This is a genomic window from Janthinobacterium sp. GW456P (assembly GCF_002127655.1).
Lineage (GTDB): Bacteria > Pseudomonadota > Gammaproteobacteria > Burkholderiales > Burkholderiaceae_D > Janthinobacterium.
Genome location: NZ_NEHB01000010.1, coordinates 253,920 through 273,903 on the forward strand (window position 1 = coordinate 253,920; position 19,984 = coordinate 273,903).

General features: G+C 62.6%; 19 protein-coding genes and 1 riboswitch. Of the genes, 12 read left to right on the plus strand and 7 right to left on the minus strand.

Annotated features, from left to right (window positions below):
* Positions 1 to 12 precede the first annotated feature (12 nt).
* The 4 genes from metF to metK all read right to left on the minus strand — a co-directional run bounded on the left by metF (position 13) and on the right by metK (position 4,137).
* Positions 13 to 843 (minus strand): methylenetetrahydrofolate reductase [NAD(P)H], encoded by an 831-nt coding sequence (gene metF / locus CBW66_RS12065; RefSeq protein WP_086140305.1) that lies wholly within the window; start codon positions 841 to 843, stop codon positions 13 to 15.
* Positions 830 to 1,186: a phage holin family protein gene (locus CBW66_RS12070; RefSeq protein ID WP_034783534.1), complete on the minus strand. Its 357-nt coding sequence runs from the start codon at positions 1,184 to 1,186 to the stop codon at positions 830 to 832. Before CBW66_RS12070 ends, metF begins: the two co-directional genes overlap by 14 nt.
* A gap of 140 nt (positions 1,187 to 1,326) precedes the next feature.
* The gene (gene ahcY, locus CBW66_RS12075) at positions 1,327 to 2,751 is read right to left on the minus strand and encodes an adenosylhomocysteinase (protein WP_070289496.1); all 1,425 of its coding nucleotides are present in this window, start codon (positions 2,749 to 2,751) and stop codon (positions 1,327 to 1,329) included.
* 27 nt (positions 2,752 to 2,778) lie between these two features.
* Positions 2,779 to 2,847, minus strand: a riboswitch (S-adenosyl-L-homocysteine riboswitch).
* Between the two features lie 123 nt (positions 2,848 to 2,970).
* Positions 2,971 to 4,137 (minus strand): methionine adenosyltransferase, encoded by a 1,167-nt coding sequence (gene metK, locus CBW66_RS12080; protein ID WP_035823888.1) that lies wholly within the window; start codon positions 4,135 to 4,137, stop codon positions 2,971 to 2,973.
* A gap of 188 nt (positions 4,138 to 4,325) precedes the next feature.
* Here metK and CBW66_RS12085 point away from each other — a divergent pair, with 188 nt between their 5' ends.
* The 3 genes from CBW66_RS12085 to dapF are packed head-to-tail and all read left to right on the plus strand — an operon-like array spanning position 4,326 to position 6,945.
* Complete coding sequence (locus CBW66_RS12085) at positions 4,326 to 5,195, plus strand: lysophospholipid acyltransferase family protein (RefSeq protein ID WP_086140304.1); 870 nt, start codon at positions 4,326 to 4,328, stop codon at positions 5,193 to 5,195.
* Entirely contained in the window at positions 5,192 to 6,070 is an 879-nt protein-coding gene (locus tag CBW66_RS12090; RefSeq protein WP_086140303.1) for a lipid A biosynthesis acyltransferase, read from the plus strand. Before CBW66_RS12085 ends, CBW66_RS12090 begins: the two co-directional genes overlap by 4 nt.
* Positions 6,071 to 6,081: 11 nt before the next feature.
* Positions 6,082 to 6,945 (plus strand): diaminopimelate epimerase, encoded by an 864-nt coding sequence (gene dapF, locus CBW66_RS12095; protein ID WP_086140328.1) that lies wholly within the window; start codon positions 6,082 to 6,084, stop codon positions 6,943 to 6,945.
* Between the two features lie 8 nt (positions 6,946 to 6,953).
* On the opposite strand, the gene CBW66_RS12100 is transcribed toward dapF, so the two are convergent.
* On the minus strand, positions 6,954 to 8,456 hold the full coding sequence (locus tag CBW66_RS12100) for an SEL1-like repeat protein (protein WP_086140302.1): 1,503 nt from the start codon (positions 8,454 to 8,456) through the stop codon (positions 6,954 to 6,956).
* A gap of 415 nt (positions 8,457 to 8,871) precedes the next feature.
* On the opposite strand from CBW66_RS12100, the gene CBW66_RS12105 reads away from it, so the two are divergent.
* From CBW66_RS12105 to CBW66_RS12140, 8 genes are all read left to right on the plus strand, one after another.
* Positions 8,872 to 9,903: a porin gene (locus CBW66_RS12105; RefSeq protein ID WP_086140301.1), complete on the plus strand. Its 1,032-nt coding sequence runs from the start codon at positions 8,872 to 8,874 to the stop codon at positions 9,901 to 9,903.
* A 160-nt stretch (positions 9,904 to 10,063) separates the two neighbouring features.
* Positions 10,064 to 10,741 (plus strand): DUF484 family protein, encoded by a 678-nt coding sequence (locus CBW66_RS12110; RefSeq protein ID WP_086140300.1) that lies wholly within the window; start codon positions 10,064 to 10,066, stop codon positions 10,739 to 10,741.
* Between the two features lie 7 nt (positions 10,742 to 10,748).
* Positions 10,749 to 11,696 (plus strand): tyrosine recombinase XerC, encoded by a 948-nt coding sequence (locus CBW66_RS12115; protein WP_086140299.1) that lies wholly within the window; start codon positions 10,749 to 10,751, stop codon positions 11,694 to 11,696.
* A gap of 139 nt (positions 11,697 to 11,835) precedes the next feature.
* Positions 11,836 to 12,942: a GTP-binding protein gene (locus CBW66_RS12120; protein ID WP_086140298.1), complete on the plus strand. Its 1,107-nt coding sequence runs from the start codon at positions 11,836 to 11,838 to the stop codon at positions 12,940 to 12,942.
* A 481-nt stretch (positions 12,943 to 13,423) separates the two neighbouring features.
* On the plus strand, positions 13,424 to 13,876 hold the full coding sequence (gene dksA, locus CBW66_RS12125) for an RNA polymerase-binding protein DksA (protein WP_076565074.1): 453 nt from the start codon (positions 13,424 to 13,426) through the stop codon (positions 13,874 to 13,876).
* Between the two features lie 223 nt (positions 13,877 to 14,099).
* Positions 14,100 to 14,636 carry an ATP-dependent protease subunit HslV gene (gene hslV, locus CBW66_RS12130; RefSeq protein ID WP_034753065.1) on the plus strand — a complete coding sequence of 179 codons (537 nt, stop codon included), beginning with the start codon at positions 14,100 to 14,102 and terminating at the stop codon, positions 14,634 to 14,636.
* 43 nt (positions 14,637 to 14,679) lie between these two features.
* Complete coding sequence (gene hslU / locus CBW66_RS12135) at positions 14,680 to 16,032, plus strand: ATP-dependent protease ATPase subunit HslU (RefSeq protein ID WP_086140327.1); 1,353 nt, start codon at positions 14,680 to 14,682, stop codon at positions 16,030 to 16,032.
* A gap of 14 nt (positions 16,033 to 16,046) precedes the next feature.
* Complete coding sequence (locus CBW66_RS12140; protein ID WP_034753063.1) at positions 16,047 to 16,241, plus strand: hypothetical protein; 195 nt, start codon at positions 16,047 to 16,049, stop codon at positions 16,239 to 16,241.
* Positions 16,242 to 16,307: 66 nt separating this feature from the next.
* Here the strand turns inward: CBW66_RS12140 and CBW66_RS12145 are convergent, their stop codons facing one another.
* Entirely contained in the window at positions 16,308 to 16,922 is a 615-nt protein-coding gene (locus CBW66_RS12145; protein ID WP_086140297.1) for an outer membrane protein, read from the minus strand.
* Positions 16,923 to 17,089: 167 nt separating this feature from the next.
* Here CBW66_RS12145 and CBW66_RS12150 point away from each other — a divergent pair, with 167 nt between their 5' ends.
* Positions 17,090 to 17,875, plus strand: a complete 786-nt coding sequence (locus CBW66_RS12150) for a helix-turn-helix transcriptional regulator (protein WP_170933040.1) — start codon at positions 17,090 to 17,092, stop codon at positions 17,873 to 17,875.
* Here CBW66_RS12150 and CBW66_RS12155 read toward each other — a convergent pair.
* The coding region (locus tag CBW66_RS12155; RefSeq protein ID WP_086153632.1) for a patatin-like phospholipase family protein at positions 17,848 to 19,984 on the minus strand (2,137 nt) is incomplete at its 5' end. The two genes, CBW66_RS12150 and CBW66_RS12155, sit on opposite strands and share 28 nt — an antisense overlap.

The following is a 19,984-nucleotide window of genomic DNA, read 5'->3' on the forward strand; positions in this document are numbered from 1 at the left end:
CATCAGAACGGTTTATTTCACCAAGCGCTGCCACAGTGCCGTCGTGGGCGCCGCCTGGTTCATGCTATAGAAATGCAAGCCTGGCGCGCCGCCTTCCAGCAGGCGTTCGCACAAGCCCGTCACCACGTCCAGGCCAAAGGCCTTGATGGACGCGCTGTCGTCGCCGAAGCTGGCCAGTTTCAGACGCACCCAGCGTGGAATTTCCGCGCCGCACATGTCCGAAAAGCGCATCAGCTGCGTGTAGTTCGTGATCGGCATGATGCCGGCCACGATAGGCACATTGATGCCCATCTTCTGCGTCTGCTCGACAAACTGGAAATACGCGTCGGCATTGTAGAAGTACTGGGTGATGGCGGCATTGGCGCCAGCCTGCACCTTGCGCGCGAACGCGTTCAGGTCATCCTGCGGCGAACGGGCTTGCGGGTGCACTTCCGGATAGGCGGCCACTTCGATATGGAAATGGTCGCCCGTTTCGGCGCGGATGAATTCCACCAGCTCGTTGGCGTAACGGAACTCGCCCGAGGCGCCATAGCCGCTCGGCAAGTCGCCGCGCAAGGCCACGATACGGCGCACGCCGGCCGCCTTGAAGTCGGCCAGCACGGCGCGGATCGATTCGCGCGAACCGCCGACGCAAGACAGATGCGGTGCGGCCTGTTCGCCGGCCGCCAGGATTTCGCGCACGGTGTCCAAGGTGCCCTGCTGCGTGGTGCCGCCGGCGCCGAAGGTCACCGAGAAATACTTGGGATGCAGCTCGGACAACTTGACACGCGTGGCACGCAGCTTTTCCGCCCCTTCCAGGGTTTTCGGCGGGAAAAACTCAATACTGAAATTATGCTTTTCCATCGTCATTACTCAAAAGTAAGGTCGACAAGGCCCAGGAAATGATGCTGTACAGAATGGCACCACCGACGGCAGACCAGAAACTGGCGACATGGAAACCATCGATCACCTGCGCCACCAGCCAGAACAGGAAGCCATTGATGATCAAAATGAACAGGCCCAGCGACAAAAACGTCACGGGCAGGGTCAGCAGGATCAACAAAGGACGGATCAGCGCATTAACCAGCCCCAGCACGGCAGCGGCCAGCAGCGCGGTCCAGCCGCTGCTCATCGTCACCGAGTGCATCAAATACGGGACGGCAAACAGGGCTGCCGCATTGATAAACCAAATCAGTAGCAAGCGCATTTCTCTAGCCTGTCAAAAAAGATATTAAGACAGCACAGTAACGGCTGTCTCTAACGATACACCGATCAGTCTTGTTGCCTCAGGAACCGTAGCGAGCGGATGCGCGGCGCGCCGCGCAGTAGGTTCATGAGGCAACCATCTTAATAGCGGTAGTGCTCTGGCTTGTAGGGACCTTCCGTGCGCACGCCGATGTAGTCGGCTTGCTCTTGCGTCAGTTCCGTCAGCTGCGCATTCAACTTTTTGAGTTGCAGGCGGGCGACTTTTTCGTCCAGGTGTTTGGGCAGGGTGTACACGCCGACCGGGTAGTTGGCCGTGTTCGCGTACAGCTCGATCTGGGCGATCGTCTGGTTGGCAAACGACGAGCTCATCACATACGACGGGTGGCCAGTACCGCAGCCGAGGTTGACCAGACGGCCTTCGGCCAGCAGGATGATGCGGCGTCCCGACGGGAAGATGATGTGGTCGACTTGCGGCTTGATATTTTCCCACTCGTATTGCTTCAACGAAGCGACGTCGATTTCATTGTCGAAGTGACCAATGTTGCAGACGATGGCCTGGTCTTTCATGCGCGTCAGGTGATCGTGCGTCAGGATGTGATAGTTGCCGGTGCAGGTAACAAAAATGTCGCCGTGTTCGCAGGCGTAATCCATCGTCACCACGCGGTAGCCTTCCATCGCCGCCTGCAGTGCGCAGATCGGGTCGACTTCCGTCACCCACACTTGCGCCGACAGGGCGCGCATGGCTTGCGCCGAACCTTTGCCCACGTCACCGTAACCGGCGATGACGGCCACTTTACCGGCGATCATCACGTCGGTGGCGCGCTTGATGCCGTCGACCAAGGACTCGCGGCAGCCATACAGGTTGTCGAATTTCGATTTCGTGACGGAATCGTTGACGTTAATCGCAGGGAAAGCCAGCTTGCCTTCCTTGTGCATCTGGTACAAACGGTGCACGCCGGTCGTCGTTTCTTCCGTTACGCCCAGGATTTCCGGCAGGCGCTTCGAGTACCAGGTCGGATCGGCCAGCAAGTGCTTCTTGATCGAGTTGAACAGGCAGATTTCTTCGTCCGAACCGGGGTTGGCCAGCACCGACAGGTCGGTTTCCGCGCGCACGCCCAGGTGCAGCAGCAGGGTAGCGTCGCCGCCATCGTCGAGGATCATGTTCGAGTAGACAGCCTTGCCGTCCGCATCCGGCCATTCGAAGATGCGGTGCGTGTATTCCCAGTAATCATCCAGCGACTCGCCCTTGACGGCGAACACAGGCGTGCCGGCGGCGGCGATGGCGGCGGCGGCGTGGTCTTGCGTCGAGTAAATGTTGCACGATGCCCAGCGCACTTGCGCGCCCAGTGCTTCCAGGGTCTGGATCAGCACGGCGGTCTGGATGGTCATGTGGATGGAACCGGTGATGCGCGCGCCCTTCAAAGGCTGCGCTGCCGCGAATTCTTCGCGGATGGCCATCAGGCCTGGCATTTCCGTTTCAGCAATCTTGATTTCTTTGTCGCCCCATGCGGCCAAGGTGATATCGGCGATGGTGTAGTCGTGTTGCGATTTGAGTACGGCGTTCATCACGCCCTCCTTTCAGTTGTTGAAAAAGGTACGTGAGCGCGGTTGCAGGATATTCCGAGCCTGGCGAATTTCTTCGTCGCAACGCTCCTCGGACGGGGGATTTTAACATTGTCAATGCCGGCACGCCAGCTTGTTCGCCATACATTGCCACACAACAACACATAAAAAAAGCGCCCGCAGCCATCAGGCTGGGGCGCTTTTCTTGCATATCTGACTAGATTACTTCAGGCCGGCAGCGTCGCGCAGCAGGGCGACCTTGTCCGTGCGTTCCCACGTGAATTCCGGCTCTTCGCGGCCGAAATGGCCGTAGGCGGCGCTCTTCTGGTAGATCGGGCGCAGCAGGTCGAGCATTTGCACGATGCCTTTTGGACGCAAATCAAAGTGCGCCAGCACCAGCTTGGCGATTTCCGCGTCGGGAATCACGCCCGTGCCTTCCGTGTAGACGGTGATGTTGATCGGCTTGGCCACGCCGATGGCGTAGCTGACCTGCACCTGGCATTGGCGCGCCAGGCCGGCCGCGACGATGTTTTTCGCCACATAGCGGGCCGCGTAGGCTGCCGAACGGTCGACTTTCGACGGGTCCTTGCCCGAGAACGCGCCGCCGCCGTGCGGGGCCGCGCCACCGTAGGTGTCGACGATAATCTTGCGGCCGGTCAAGCCGCAATCGCCTTGCGGACCGCCGATGACGAAACGGCCCGTCGGGTTGACGAGGAATTTCGTGTCCGTCAGCCATTCGCGCGGCAGGATGGGCTTGATGATTTCTTCGATGACCGCTTCTTCGATCTGCTTGTGCGAGATTTCCGGCGCATGCTGGGTCGACAGCACGACGGTGTGAACGCCGACGGGGCGGCCATCGACGTAGCGCAGGGTCACTTGCGATTTCGCATCAGGACGCAGCCATGGCAAACGTCCATCCTTGCGCAGCTGCGACTGGCGCTCGACCAGGCGGTGCGCGTAGTGGATGGCGGCAGGCATCAGCTCGGCCGTTTCATCGCAGGCGTAGCCGAACATCAGGCCCTGATCGCCGGCGCCTTGATCCAGGTCAATGCCCGCACCTTCATCGACGCCTTGCGCGATGTCGGGCGACTGCTTGTCGTAGGCCACCAGCACGGCGCAACCCTTGTAGTCGATGCCGTATTCCGTATTGTCGTAGCCGATGCGTTTGATGGTTTCGCGCGCAACTTGAATATAATCCACATTGGCGTGCGTGGTAATCTCGCCAGCCAGTACCACCAGACCCGTGTTGCACAGGGTTTCGGCGGCCACGCGGGCGGCTGGATCCTGGGTCAGAATGGCGTCAAGGATGGCGTCGGAAATTTGATCGGCAACCTTGTCGGGATGGCCTTCCGAGACGGATTCGGAAGTGAAGAGATAGTCGTTTGACATTGCAAGCTCCTGTTTACTATGTGAATGTTCTGTCGCAGTAAAGAGGATTTTGCCTGCGACGCTTTAGCGAGATTTATATTCCGCATCGCAAGTTGTCTATTAACTCAGCGGTTACTGCATACGTGGTATTTTACGCTTCTTAAAAAATTTTGGCACGGCAACACGCCATTCCTGGAAATCGCTTATACATGTTAGTCCCAATTTTCCGCTTCTTGTCCGTCTTTCCCCTGCCCGTCCTGCATGGCCTGGGTGCTGCGCTGGGATGGGTGATTTACGCCATTTCCCCGTCCTACCGCCGCCGCATGCGCGAGAACATGCAAGGTGCGGGGTTTTCGCAACACTTGCACACGGCCGTGGCCGAAGCGGGCAAGAGCGTGCTGGAATTGCCCTTCATCTGGTGCGCGCCGGCCGAGCGCGTGGCGCGCCATGCAACGGTGGAAAACTGGGAACTGGTGGAAAAAGCGCTGCAGCATGGCCGCGGCATTGTCTTCCTGACACCACACCTGGGCTGCTTTGAAATCGTCGCCCAGCAAATCGCCCTGCGCACGCCGCTCACCGTGATGTACCGCCCACCCAAGCGCGCCGCGTTGAAACCACTGATCGAAGGGGCCCGCGCGCGCGAAAACCTGATGCTGGCGCCGGCCAATATGTCGGGCGTGCGCATCTTCGCCAAATGCCTGAAAAAAGGCCAGCCTATCGGCCTGCTGCCCGACCAGGTGCCGCAGGAAGGCGAAGGCGTGTGGGCCGATTTCTTCGGCCGCCCCGCCTATACCATGACCCTGCCGGCCAAGCTGGCGCAGATGGGCGGCGCCGAAGTCATCATCACCTACGCTGAACGCCTGCCAGGCGGACGCGGCTACGTCGTGCATTTCGTGCCCTTCACCGAGTCGCTCGACAGCAGCTCGGCCGAACAGGCGCGCACCATCAATGCCGCCATGGAACAATTGATCGCGCGCAGCCCGGCGCAATACCTGTGGAGCTACAACCGCTATAAAGTGCCGCGCGGCGCGCCGCCGCCCACGCCCGCCGCGCCCGATGCCGCCGGAGAGCAGGCATGAGACTGCTGATCGCCTTCATGTGGCTGCTGCACTGGCTTCCTTTACCCATCCTCGGCCGCTTCGGCGTGGCCGTCGGCAGCGTGCTGTTCATCGCCATGCCCACGCGGCGCAGGATCGCCCTGACGAATCTGCGCCTGTGCATGCCGGAACTGACGGAAGCTCAGCGCGTGGCGCTGGCGCGCCAGCATTTCCAGGCCTATTCGCGCAGCGTGTGGGAACGCAGCATCCTGTGGTGGTCGTCGGAAGCGCGCCTGAACCGCCTGATCAGGAAGGTCCCCGCCTTCCCGGGCCAGCAGATCGCCGCCAAGCCCACCATCCTGCTGTGCCCGCACTTCGTCTGCCTCGACGTGGCCGGCGCCGCCACGGCCATGGAAATTTCCGCCTCGTCGATGTATGTGCAGCAAAAGAACGCCGCCTTCGACCAGGCCTTGCGCAACGGCCGCTCGCGCTTCAAGCCGCCCAAGCTGTTTACGCGCCAGGACGGCATCAAGACCATCCTGCGCGCGCTGCGCGACGGCTTGCCGTATTTCATGCTGCCCGACATGGATTTCGGCGAGAAGGACGCGGAATTCGTGCCCTTCTTCGGCGTGCCCGCCGCCACCCTGACGGCCACGGCGCGCCTGGCGCTGGCCGCCAAGGCGCAGGTGATTCCCGTCATCGCCACCTTCCTGCCCAATTACCAGGGCTGGCAAGTGACGTATTACCCGGCCTGGGACGATTATCCGGGCGACGACATCACGGCCGCCACGCGCCGCATGAACGAATTCATCGAGGAGCGCGTGCGCGAAGCGCCGGCCGAGTATTTCTGGACGCATAAACGCTTCAAGACGCGTCCGGAAGGCGAAGCGTCGTTCTACAATAACCAGCACAAGTGATACGCCAGAATATGAAACTCCACTTTACCAAGATGCACGGCGCCGGCAATGACTTCATTGTCATCGACGCCATCAACCAGGACATCGATTTCACGCCGGCCCAGTGGCAGCGTCTGGCCGACCGCCGTTTCGGCATCGGCGCCGACCAGATCCTCGTGGTGGAAAAGCCGCGCCTGCCCGGCTGCGATTTCCGTTACCGCATCTATAACAACGATGGCGGCGAAGTGGAACAATGCGGCAACGGCGCGCGCGCCTTCGTCAAGTTCGTCAGCGAAAAAGGCTTGTCAAGCCAGGCCAGCATCCGCGTGGAAACCATGGCCGGCGTGATTTCTCCTCGCCTGGAAAGCGACGGCAGCATCACGGTCGACATGGGCGCGCCCGTGCTCGAGCCACAGCTGGTACCGTTCGACGCAAACGGCCTCGCCGGTGTAGCGGAAGGCAACGACACCTTGTGGCCGCTGGAGCTGGACTTGCCGGGCCAGACGGCCCCCGTGCTGGTGTCCGTCGTCTCGATGGGCAACCCGCATGCCGTGCAAGTGGTCGACGATGTCGATGCACAAGACCTGGAAGTGACGGGCCCGCGCATCGAGCACCACCCGCGCTTTCCCCGCCGCGTCAACGCCGGCTACATGCAGATCGTCGACCGCCAGCACGTGAAACTGCGCGTGTTTGAACGGGGCGCGGGCGAAACGCTGGCGTGCGGCACGGGCGCCTGCGCCGCCGCCGTGGCCGGCATCCGCCGCGGCTTGCTCGATTCCCCCGTGCGCATCAGCGCGCGCGGCGGCGAACTGTCGATCGCCTGGCAAGGCCCCGGCCACCCCGTCCTGATGACAGGCCCGGCCGTGACCGTCTTCGAAGGCACGATCGAGCTGTAAGGAATCCGTCAGGCGGCCAGGAACTGCTGTTCCTGCGCGATATCGAGTTCAGCCAGATAGCACTTCAAGCGATACAGGCGCTGCCGGTAATTGCCTTCCGGCCCCGCCACGCCGCAATCGACGCGCTCGAACAGGCGCACCACCTGATCGAGCAGCTGGCGCTCCTGCGCCGTGCGGATCAGCACGAGGCGCCGCTTGCCGCGCCCATGCGTGGCGCTGATATCGATCAACAGACAATGACCCTGGTCGGCCGCGTGGATATCGAGCAGCAGGGCCTCGGCACGCGACAGATGAAAACAGCGCGCCAGCGCCAGGCGCGCCGCCAGCAGGGGATGGTTCTGACCCAGCTGGCGCACATGCCCATCGGCGTGCATGGCGGCGTACTGGCCCCAGTCGCCGGGCTCGCCTCGAGGCGCGATTTTCGCCAGCGCCGCCTCCGCTTCACGGCTGCCTTGCGCCTGCGCCTGCAGCAGCCAATACGCGGCGCGCACGTCGTTGTTGACGCCGTCGCGGCGGTTACGCCAGGCATGCATGCCGCATTCGAGCTGCGCCGGGCCATGCCCCAGATCGGCCGCGCGCTCCAGACAGAAATGCGCTTCGACGACATTGCGCTGGGAAAATTCCGGTTTCGTATAGATGCGCGAGAGCACGAACCAGGCTTCGGCCAGTCCCTGCTCGCCCGCCTGCGTCAGCCAGCGCACGGCACGCTTGAAATTGGCCGCGCCGTTGCGCGTGGCCAGGCGCTGGCCATGCGCATCCATGCGCGCATAGCCGAGTCCCAGCTCCAGCTGCGCCGTGCGGTCGCCGCCATGCGCGGCCAGCTCGCAGCACTGCCAGCCCTCGGCATCGCCGCCAGGCGCCAATGCCTGGGCGCAACGCGACAGCAACAGCACCTGCTGCGCGTCGAGGGCGATCGTGCGCGCCCCGGCAGCGGCCTGGCGCTGCAGCAGCTCGCGCGCCAGCGGCAAGCCTTGCGACAGAAAACCCGCATGGTTGCCCTGGCGCCAAGCCTGCTCCAGCCAGGCGTGCAGCGGCGCGTCGCCATCGAAGGCTTGCTCGCCAGCCACGCTGCTGGCCGGCCCCGGTGTTGCCGATGATTTTTCTTGTAGCGACAACAACCATTGCGCATCGGGCAAGCCGGCGCGTACGGCAGCGTCCAGCGCCACGCGCGCCTTGACGCGCAAGGCTTCACAGTGACTGGCGGCGTTGCCCAGCACCAGTTGCGCCAGTACCAGGCCCGCCTGCACCAGACCCGCATCAAACGCTTGCGCGTAATACGGGATCAGCGCCTTGGCTGCCGGTTGCGCCACTTCGAAAGGCACGTGGGTGCCAATCAGCCGGCACGCTTCCTCGCTATCCTCCTGGGCCGCCCGCGCCAGCCAGTGCAAGGCCGTCGGCAAGCTTTGCGGCACACCCTGTCCAAACAGATACACCCGTCCCAACGCCAGTTGGCAAGCCACGTCGCCAGCACGCGCCCCCTTGATCAATCCTAATGTTTCGCGATTTGCCATCGATTCTCGATATTGAGTCAATGATTCTAATAATAGTGAGTCGTCTCCAGGCCCATCAGTGCAGGCCGTCCCTTAGTGTAACGTCCTTGTGTCGTAAATCCGCCAAAGCGACCGCAAGAACTTGATTCAACGCAACAATTCCTCGGCCTGGACATGCCAAGATTGCAAGGCGCCGCTACGGTGGCGATGGGAGAACCTTGTCCATCGGCGCAGGACTGGCAGAAATCGCGCGTTACAAAAATACAACAGGGGCATGCAGTTATGCCGCTTTTCACCAATCTTTTCACGCATATTTGACCAATCCCGCGCGTCTTGCGCGCCGACGAATTAAGGTTCATTCATCGAAACGCGACAGTCAGCGCATTTCAATCTGCTCGGATCTCGGACGGAACTCACTTTTAATAGGGAAGAAGACATGAAAAAATCACTCGTTGCCCTCGCACTCTTCGGCGCCTTTGCCGCCACCGCACAAGCGCAGTCGTCCGTCCAAATCTACGGCACGGTTGATGCCGGCCTGGGCAAGCTGACTGGTGAAACCACCAAAGTCACCAAACGCGATAACAACAAACTGGGCTTCAAGGGTACGGAAGATCTGGGCAATGGCTTGAAAGCTATTTTCCAACTGGAAATTCGCTATGAGTCCGACACGGGCACCATTGAAAACACGTCGGGCAACAACTCGCGTCCACTCTTCCAGGGTCAAAGCCGCGTCGGCCTGCAAGGCAACTTCGGTACCCTGCGCTTGGGCCGTGGCCTGACCGCCTTCCAGGAATCGAGCACCGCGTTCGAACCATGGTCGGGCATGCCAACGACTGCCGGCTTCCAGACCGACATCACGGTAGCTGCCTACAGCAGCGATCCGCTGAGCGCACCAGGCAACTCGCGTAACCGTTTCTCGAACGCCGTGTTCTACAATTCGCCAGTGTTCAGCGGCTTCCAGATCAATGCCACCGTCGCCGCCAAGGAAGCGAACAACAACGCCGCCGTCACTGCTACGGCAGCCAACCGCGCCGTACCGCTCAATGCCACGCCAGAAGTGAACCCGTACTCGGTTTCGGCCACGTACAACAGCGAGCAATTCGCCGCCATGGCCGCCTACGAGCGTAATGCGCTGGAAGCGAAACTGTGGTCGGTTGCCGCATCGGTCAATCCGATCAAGGAACTGAAACTGATGGCGTCGTATCAGCATCAGGATGACAGCCACTTCAAGCTCGTCAATCCCGACACCAAGGCATGGCTGATTGGCGCCAACTACGACGTCGGCCCAGGCAAGGTTCGCGCTGGCTACGGTCAAAAAACGCCGGATGGCGTGACCAAAACCAAACAGGCATCGCTGGGCTACGACTACAACCTGTCGAAGCGCACCTACCTGTACGCGGACATTTCGAACCGCAAGGACGTTGTTTCGAAGACCTACATCGGTCTGGGCGTACACCACAACTTCTAATGCCCCGCAGCTCACCCTCCGCGGGTGACTGCTGAGCAAGGAATGCAAGGCGGCATGGGCAACCATGCCGCTTTTTTCATGGGCGCGTGCTTTTGCGCCATATTGCGGCGCACTCTCGGTTAGAATCAAGTGTTCATCCTTCTATCTTCTGACACTATCAATGACCGCCACACTCGATTCCAGCACCGTCGCCCAGTACCTGAGCGAGCATCCGACGTTCTTCGAAGAGCATACCGCGCTGCTCGGCGAGGTCAAGCTGAGCAGCCCGCTGACGGGACGCACCATCTCGCTGCAGGAGCGGCAGATGGAAGTGATGCGCGACAAGTACAAGGCGCTCGAGCTGCGCATGTCCAAGCTGAGCCGCCTGGCCGAGGAAAATGGCGATATCGCCAGCAAGTTCCACGGCTGGAACCAGGCCATGCTGCAAGTGCGCAACGATGCGGACATGCCACGCGTGCTGGTCGATGCCTTGCAAAGCAATTTCGACGTGCCCTACGTCAGCCTGCGCCTGTGGCAAGTGCTGCCGGAACACGCCGACGGCTGGTTCACGGAAGACGTCACGGCCGACGTGCGCATGTTCGCCAACAGCCTGCAAACGCCGTACTGCGGCAGCAACCGCGATTTCGAAGCCGTGCACTGGTTACAAGCTGACAAGATCGAATCGACCGTCATGATCGCCCTGCGCGCCCCGAACACCACGGGCACCTTCGGTTTGCTGGTGCTGGGCTCGCCCGACAGCGAACGGTTTACCTCGAGCATGGGCACGGATTTCCTCGTGCATATCGGCGCCACGGCCGGCGCCGCGCTGGCCGCGCTGCGCGCCGGCGCGCCTGCCTGAGTCAGCCATGCATGCGGCGCGCGGCAAGGCCGAGTGGCTCGACGCCTACCTGGCGCAGCTGGCCACGCAGCGCAAGCTGTCGCCGCACACGCTGGACGCCTACGGGCGCGACTTGCGCGCCTTGCTGGAACTGAGCGGCAATACGCCGTGGACGGCGCTCGCCCACAATGAAGTGCGCCGCTACACGGCCAAGCTGCATGCCGGCGGCCTGGACCCGCGCTCGATCGCCCGCAAGCTGTCGTCGTGGCGCGGCTTCTTCAACTGGCTCAGCGGCGAGACGGCGCTCGACGCCAATCCCGTCGACGGCATCCGCGCCCCCAAGCGGGCCAAGACCTTGCCGAAAGCCCTGTCGGTGGACGACGCCGTGCGCCTCGTGGCGCCCGCGCAACACCAGCAAGGCGCTGCCGAGCCGGAGCAACTGTGCAACCGCGCCATGTTCGAGCTGCTGTATTCAAGCGGCTTGCGCGTCTCCGAACTGACCAGCCTGGACACCCATTACTGCAAGGCCGAGAACGGCCGGGAGTCTTCGCTGGGCTGGCTCGACATGGCCAGCTTCGAAGTCATCGTCACGGGCAAGGGCAACAAGATGCGCAAGGTGCCTGTCGGCAAGGCGGCGCTCGTCGCCCTGACTGCCTGGCTGGCCGTGCGCCCGCCAGCGGCCGACGGCAGCGCCGCCTTGTTTCTCAGCACACGCGGCACGCGCATCTCGCCCCGCGTGCTGCAGCTGCGCCTGAAGGCGCACGCGCTGGCGACCGACATTCCCGCCAACGTGCACCCGCATGTGCTGCGCCACTCGTTTGCCTCGCACGTGCTGCAATCGTCGGGCGACTTGCGCGCCGTGCAGGAAATGCTGGGCCATTCCAGCATCACCTCGACCCAGGTCTACACGGCCCTCGATTTCCAGCACCTGGCCCACGTGTACGACCAGGCGCACCCGCGCGCCAAGGCCAAGTAGACAGCCACGCCCGTTGGCCAGCCTGATGCATATCAAGCGGATGGGCGCGCATTTGCAAGCTTTTGCAAAATTCCGGCATAATCGTCCGCATTCTTCCGCTTGCGCGGCGGCACCACCGATTACAGCATAGGCATCCTTCATGGCACTGATTCCAACCACCATCCTCACCGGCTTCCTGGGCGCAGGCAAAACCACCTTGCTCAACCGCATACTGCAGGAAGAGCATGGCATGCGCATCGCCGTGATCGAAAACGAGTTTGGTCAGGAAAACATCGACAATGAAATCCTGGTGCAGGATAGCAACGAGCACATCATCGAGATGAACAACGGCTGCATCTGCTGCACCGTGCGCGGCGACCTGATCGTGGGCTTGTCGGAACTGGCGCGCAAGCGCGACGCCGGCTTGCTGGCGTTCGACCGTGTCGTCATCGAAACGACGGGCCTGGCCAATCCCGGTCCCGTGGCGCAGACCTTCTTTGTCGACGAAGAAGTGGGCAGCCACTACATGCTCGACGCCATCATCACGGTGGTCGATGCACGCCATGCGATGAAGCAACTCGATGAATACGAGGAAGCCCAGCGGCAAGTGGGCTTTGCCGACAAGCTGCTGCTGTCGAAAACCGATCTCGTCAGTGAAGAAGACGTGGCCGCGCTGACGCGCCGCCTGAAACGCATCAATCCCCGCGCGCCCATCGCCAAGGTCGATTTCGGCCGCGCGCCGCTGGCCGAAGTGCTCGATATCCGCGGTTTCAACCTGAATGAAAAACTGGAACTGGACCCGGATTTCCTGGCCACGGAAACGGCGCACGTGCATGACCACGACAAAGCGCATGACCATCCACATGAGCACGCCCATGCGCACGGCCACGCGCATGAACACAAGCATGAGCACACTGCGGCCTGCGCCACCGATTGCGGCCATGCCGACCACCACCATGCGCAGCACAGCGACGACATCGCCGCCTTTGTATTCAAGAGCACGCAACCGTTCGACAGCGCCAAGCTCGACGAGTTCCTCGGCGGCCTGGTGCAAGTGTATGGCCCGCGCATGCTGCGCTACAAGGGCGTGCTGCTGATGCAGGGCGCCGAACGCAAGGTGGTCTTCCAGGGCGTGCACCAGCTGATGGGCAGCGACCTGGGCGCCAAATGGGGCGAACACGAAGTGCGTGGCAGCAAAATGGTATTTATTGGCAAAAATCTACCAAAAGACATTTTTATTCGCGGACTCGAACAATGTTTGGTATAAACTAGCCGGGTTTTGCAAAGTACCCGTTGCGAACAAGAAACAAAAGGGAAAGTTAAGCACGCTTTCCCGCTGCCCGACACCCATCTTGCTGGCATAAACCAACAAGTAGCCGTCCCTGATCGGCTAGTCAACAAATCGGGATGGCAATATAAAGCAAAGCGTGCCAAAATCAGCGACGAAAACGGCCCATGTCGTTAGCCTGTCATGAAATGCTGGCAAACTGCCGCTGGCCGCATGCCAGGCATGCAAGCGATCCACCCAACACGCCCGTTGTCGCGCACAGAGCGCGATTGGCATAGAGCGGTAAAAAGTTATCAACATAGCACCATGGCCGGCCGGTAGTCCTGGCTTTCGCCGGCAAGCCAAGGTCGCACGCAGTACAGCGGGACAGCAATGCCAAGCGGAACCTGTACAGTTGCTCGGTATCGCCGCATCAACTGATCAATTTGAAAACTCTGTCGTATCGAAGGTAAGCGAAGTTATGACCAAAACTAATAAATCGACCCCGGCCGCCAACCAAGACATCCCTCTCATCAGCGAAGAGCAAATTCGCGCCATGAGCGAAGATGACTACATGAATCCGGCACAACTGGCATTCTTCAAGGCGCGCCTGCAGCAGCTCGAAAAAGACCTGCTGAAAAACGCTGGCGAAACCACGGAACACTTGCGTGAAACCGTGCTCGTGCCGGACCCTGCCGACCGCGCCACCATCGAGGAAGAGCATGCGCTGGAACTGCGCACGCGCGACCGCGAACGCAAGTTGCTGAAGAAAGTGCAGCAATCGATCGCCAGCATCGACGCCGGCGACTATGGCTGGTGCGAAGAAACGGGCGAGCCTATCGGCATCCCGCGCCTGATCGCCCGTCCGACCGCCACCCTGTCGCTGGAAGCCCAGCAACGGCGCGAACTGAAGCAAAAGCTGTACGGCGACTGATCGCCCCTCCCCTTGCGCGGCCGCCCCGGCGGCCCCGCGATGGCGATAAAAAAGCACGCAACCCCGGTTGCGTGCTTTTTTTTCGTCCCGCGCCGGCCTACACTGAAGCAAGCACGGCAGCAGCAAGTGCCGCTTGCAATTGCCTTTTCCATCCCCACTTTTGCCCCATGGGCGCGCAATCGCATGGCCTTGCACGCATCGGCACGAATCTTTTGAGGTCACTATGGAACAATTTCACGGCACCACCATCCTCTGCGTCCGGCGCGGCAAGCAAGTCGCCCTGGGCGGCGACGGCCAGGTAACGCTCGGCAACATCGTCATGAAGGGCACGGCCCGCAAAGTGCGTAAGTTGTATCAGGGCAAGGTCCTGGTCGGCTTTGCCGGCGGCACCGCCGACGCCTTCACCTTGCTCGACCGTTTCGAGGGCAAGCTGGAAAAACACCAGGGCAATCTGCTGCGCGCCTCCGTCGAACTGGCCAAGGACTGGCGCACCGACCGCGTGCTGCGCCGCCTGGAAGCGATGCTGCTGGTGGCCGACAGCGAGTCGACCCTGGTCATCACGGGCAATGGCGACGTGCTGGAGCCGGAAGACGGCATCGGCGCCATCGGCTCGGGCGGCACCTACGCCCAGTCCGCCGCCAAGGCGCTGCAGGAAAACACGGACTTGTCGCCGGCCGACGTGGTCAAGAAGTCGCTGACCATCGCCGCCGAGCTGTGCATTTATACCAATATGTCCCACATTATCGAGACCTTGGACTAAGCCCAAGCGCGCCTGAGCAAAGAATAGAAAGCCAACTATGATCATGAACATGACCCCGTCGGAAATCGTCACGGAACTCGACAAGCACGTGGTGGGCCAGGCCAAGGCCAAACGCGCCGTTGCCATCGCCCTGCGCAACCGCTGGCGCCGCCAGCAGGTGGCCGAGCCCCTGCGCCATGAAATCACGCCCAAGAACATCCTCATGATCGGCCCCACGGGCGTCGGCAAGACGGAAATCGCGCGCCGCCTGGCCAAGCTGGCCGAGGCGCCGTTCATCAAGATCGAAGCGACCAAGTTTACGGAAGTCGGTTATGTGGGCCGCGACGTCGACACCATCATCCGCGACCTGATCGACATCGGCATCAAGCAGACGCGCGCGCTGGAAATGAAGAAAGTGCGCGCCCGCGCCGAAGATGCGGCTGAAGACCGCGTCATCGACATTCTCGTGCCGCCGGCGCGCGACTTCGGCTTCACGCCGAATACGGCAGCGGCCGTCGACAACGGCAGCGGCGACAGCACGCGCCAGACCTTCCGCAAGCGACTGCGCCAGGGCGAGCTCGATGACAAGGAAATCGAGATCGAGCTGGCCGAGGCGGGCCCGCAGATGGAGATCATGGCGCCGCCGGGCATGGAAGAAATGACGGAGCAGATCAAGTCCATGTTCTCGGGCGTGGGCGGGCAGCGCAAGAAGGCGCGCAAGGTCAAGATCAAGGAAGCCTTGAAACTGCTGGTCGAGGAAGAAGCGGCCAAGCTGCTCAACGAAGATGAGCTGAAACAGAAGGCCATCCAGAACGTCGAGCAGAACGGCATCGTCTTCCTCGACGAAATCGACAAGATCGCCTCGCGCTCGGAATCGGGCGGCGCCGACGTCTCGCGCGCCGGCGTGCAGCGCGACCTGCTGCCGCTGGTCGAAGGCACGACGGTCAACACCAAGTACGGCATGATACGCACGGACCACATCCTGTTCATCGCCTCGGGCGCCTTCCATTTGTCGAAACCGTCGGACCTGATCCCGGAACTGCAGGGGCGTTTTCCCATCCGCGTGGAATTGGAATCGCTGTCGATTGCGGACTTCGAGCGCATTCTGACGAGCACCGACGCTTGCCTGACGATGCAGTACGAAGCCTTGCTGGCAACGGAAAACCTGAAATTGCAATTCGCGCCGGAAGGCATCACGCGCCTGGCGGAAATCGCCTATTCGGTCAACGAGCGCACGGAAAACATCGGCGCGCGACGGCTGCACACGGTGATGGAAAAACTGCTGGAAGAAGTGTCGTTTACGGCCAGCGAAGGCAGCAGCAGCACGGAAAACCTGCTGGTGATCGATGCCGCGTATGTCAACGAACGCCTGGAAGCGCTGTCGGTCAACGAGGACCTGTCGCGCTACGTGCTGTAATCAAGGAGGGACCGATGGCAAACAAGGCCTTGGCGACGCGGCAGAAAATGCAGTTCCGCGTCGAACCCTCGCAAAAACCGCGCAACCCGGTCGCCACGGCCGCCCTGCAGCGCGCCGCCGGGGCGCACGTAAAGACCGTGTCGGGCCAGCGCCAGCAGGAAAAACGCCTGCTGGCGAAATTGCTGCTGAAAGTAGAAACGGACAAATAGGCCGCCCGCGGACACCCCCGGTGGGGCGTCCGCCATCAGGCCACTCTCGGCCGCAGCATCATCCCCTTAGAAACGGTAGGACGCGCCCAGCGAAAACATATCGATTTTGGTCGTTTGTTTGGTGCTGTACTTGACGGGCACGCGGTCCCAGTCCAGGTGCAGCGACCAATTCTTGTTCAGCGCGTACGCCGCGCCGAGGCCGTAGGTCAGGCCGATCTTGTCCTTCTTGTCCGAACCGCCGCCCAGATAATCGACCTTGCCCTGCGTGTAGGCCGCGCCAAGGCGCCCGCTCAGGGTAAAGGCGTCGAACTGGTAGCCGAGCACGCCCTGCACGCCGAGGCCCGTGAACTTGCCGCGGCCAGCGCGCTTGCCGGCGTCCGTGTCGAAGCCGGACTTGACCTCGCCCCCGAGGTACCCCACCAGCTCAACCGAAGGCAGGGCCACGCCGCCCTGAAACGGCAGCGCGTCGAAACTGTAACCCAGGTAGGCCTTGCCGCTGCGCTTGCTGCTTTTGTCGCAATCGCCTTGGGCGGGCACGCAATCGAGCTTGCTACTGGCGCGAAAGCCATAGCTGGCGCCGGCATAAAATGGGCTCGGGGCCTGTTCGGCAGCCGAGGCATGCAAGGGAGCGACGGCGGCCAGCGCCAGCAGCGCTGCGGGGAAACGGAAAGATGGGAACATGGATAACCTCTACAAGTGGATGAATTGCCTGGTTGTAGCGCGCTGCGCGAGCCACAAGCGGGAGTGTCATCTCTTTTGCCCAGAAGTACTATCATCTTGTGCAAAGTGCCATTAAGGGATACATTCGGTACCGCCATCCGCTACCAAACTTACATAAAGGATATCTCGTGAGTTCACCCGAACTGGTTTTGCGCGTGCTGCGCACCCAACTGCGCGCCGCCGGCATCACCTATAAAGTGCTGGCCGAGCGTATCGGCATGAGCGAGTCGAGCGTCAAGCGCATGTTTGGCCAGCACGACATGTCGCTGTCGCGCCTGGCCCTGATCTGCAAGGCCTCGGGCATCGCCATGGAAGACGTGCTGCGCGGCGCGGCCGACATCACGCCGCATGCCGACACGCTCACCCTGGTGCAGGAAAAGTCGCTGGTGGCGCATCCGCGCCTGCTGCTGGTGGCGATCTGCTGCCTCGGCCATTGGAGCCTGGAACAGGTGGTGGAAACGTATGCGCTGACGCAGGCCGAATGCATCGGCTGCCTGGCCGAACTGGACCGGCTGGGCTTGATCGAACTCAAGCCGCTGAACCGCTACAGCCTGCGCGTCTCGAACGCCTTCCACTGGCTGGCCGACGGCCCGGTGCAGCAGTACTTCCGCGAACACGTGGTAGCCGATTACTTCAGCGGGCATTTCGACGGCGCCGGCGAAACCCTGATGTGCATTCCGGCGCGCCTGTCGCTGTCGAGCGCGCAGGAGCTGGTGCAAAAGATCCGCCAGCTGGCCGAGGAACTGGCGCGCCTGCACCAGAACGACCGCCGCCTGGCACCGCAGGAGCGCGACGGCTTTACCCTGCTGCTGGGGTTTCGCTCATGGGAGTTTGCCGCCTTCACGGCCCTGCGCCGCAGCACGGCGTCCGCCGCCCCGGCGGCGCCTTACCAGACCGGTCCCAGGAACAGGTAGAGCGTGCTCTCGCCGCCTTTCGATGCGCCCGAGGCCACATACACGGGACCGAAGCGCGTATCGACGGAAATGAAGGCGCTGCTCGCCTGCGTGAACTTGGTGGCTTTCCAGCGCTCGCTCTGATCGAAGCCGCCGCCCATTTCCAGCGAAAAGCCGGCCCGCACGGCGCCGCCCAGGGTGCTGGGCAGCGAGGCGATGCGGCGCGCCATCACAACGCGCGCCAGGGCCACGCTGCGCCCCGTCACCGACTCGAACTGCGTGCCGGACAGGCGCAGGAAGCCGCCCAGGCTGAGCGGCGCCTCGCCCCGCTGCGCGCGCGCCCATTCGCCATACACGTGGCCGGCCCAGTTGCCGCGGCCAAAGGCCTGCATCCCGGTGATGGCGGAACGCCCCAGGCCCGTCTCGCCCGACCCGGTGGTCGAGGAGCGCGTCCAGGTGGCGTCGAACAGCACGCCGCGCGTGGGGAAACCGGGCGAATCGAGCGTATCGACGCGGAACTGGACGAACTGGTTGGTGCCCAGCGCCCGCTCCTTGGGGTAGGTCGGGTCGGCGGGGATGCTGACGTCCGCCTTGACTTCGCTGCGCGTGATGCCAAACTGCAGATCGCCCCAGAAACCGAACTGGCGCCCCAGCACCAGGCTGGCGGCCTGGCCGCTGTAGGCGACGCGCGCATTGCGCCGTCCCTTGTCGAACAGGTCGATCGCCTGGGAAGTGTACTGCAGCGACGGCGCGATATACCACGGGTTGCCGGCGCCGAGCGGCTGCCAGTACTGCACCCCGAAATTGCGCGCGGTGCCGATCTGCACCATGCTGCGCAATTCGCCACCCCAGCTGTTCAGATTCGAGCGCACGTGCAGCAGCTTCAGGGCAAAGGTATTGCTGTCCCTGAAATCGCTGGCCATTTCCAGGCCCACGCGCAGGCGGCTGCTGGCCCACGGCGCTTCGACCGCCTTGATGGTGACGGCGCGCTGGTCGCCCGCGTCGACCACTTCCGTCTCCACGCGCGCCACGTCGCCGCGGCCGTACAGCCTGGCCGCCGCCTTGAGCACATCTTCCTGGCTGACCGACTGCCCTTCCACCAGGCCCGATTGCGCCTGCAGGATGCGCGGATTGATATCGCCTTTGCTTTCCACGGCCAGGCGCGTGAGCGGCAGGGCCACGTCCAGCAGGGCCGGCGCCGCCAGGCGCAGCTGCTCGCGCGCCGCATACTGTTCCGGCGGCAGGGCCAGCGGCGCCAGGCGGGCGGCCAGTGCCTGCGCCGCCTGTTCGCCGGCGCGCATGGCGCGCGCATAGTTTTCAAAGTCGAGGAAACTGACGCCCGTCAGGTCGGGCGCCACCAGGATATCCTGCGGCTGCAGCTCCTTGAGCGAGCGCTGCACGTTCTGCTCCGTGAGAATCTGCAGCATCTGCTGCGCCACACCGATGGCGCTGCCCAGCTCTTTTTCCGGCGCCAGCGGCGTGCCCACGTTGACGGCGATGATGATGTCGGCACCCATGGCGCGCGCCATGTCGACGGGCAGGTTGCGCACCAGGCCCCCATCGACCACCAGGCGGTTGTTCACGCGCACGGGAGCAAACACACCCGGAACGGCCAGCGAGGCGCGCATCGACAGGAACAACGGCGTATCGACCAGCTCCACCAGTTCGCCATTGACCAGATCCGATGCCACCGAGCGGAAGGGCAGCGGCAGCTGGCTGGCGGGACGGTCGCGCATGCCGGCCGGCAGCAGCCGGTTCAAGGCCATTTCCAGCGCCGCATTGCTGGCCGCCGCCGGCGGCGTGGAAATGCCGTTGCGGCTGGTGCCGAACTCGATGCGCGACGGCAGCAATAAATCTTCCTCGCGGCGGCGGAACGCCAGCTCGTCGCGCGGCGGCCGGTCGGCCACCACGCGCGCCCAGTTGGTCTCGCGCGCCATCTTTTCCAGGTCCGCCACGGAAGCGCCGGCCGCATACGCGCCGCCCACCACGCCGCCCATGCTGGTGCCCACCACCATGTCGATCGGCACGTGCAGCTCCTGCAGCACTTTCAATACGCCGATATGCGCGAGACCGCGCGCGCCGCCGCCCGACAGCACCAGGGCGATGCGCGGACGCGCCGGCGCGGCAACG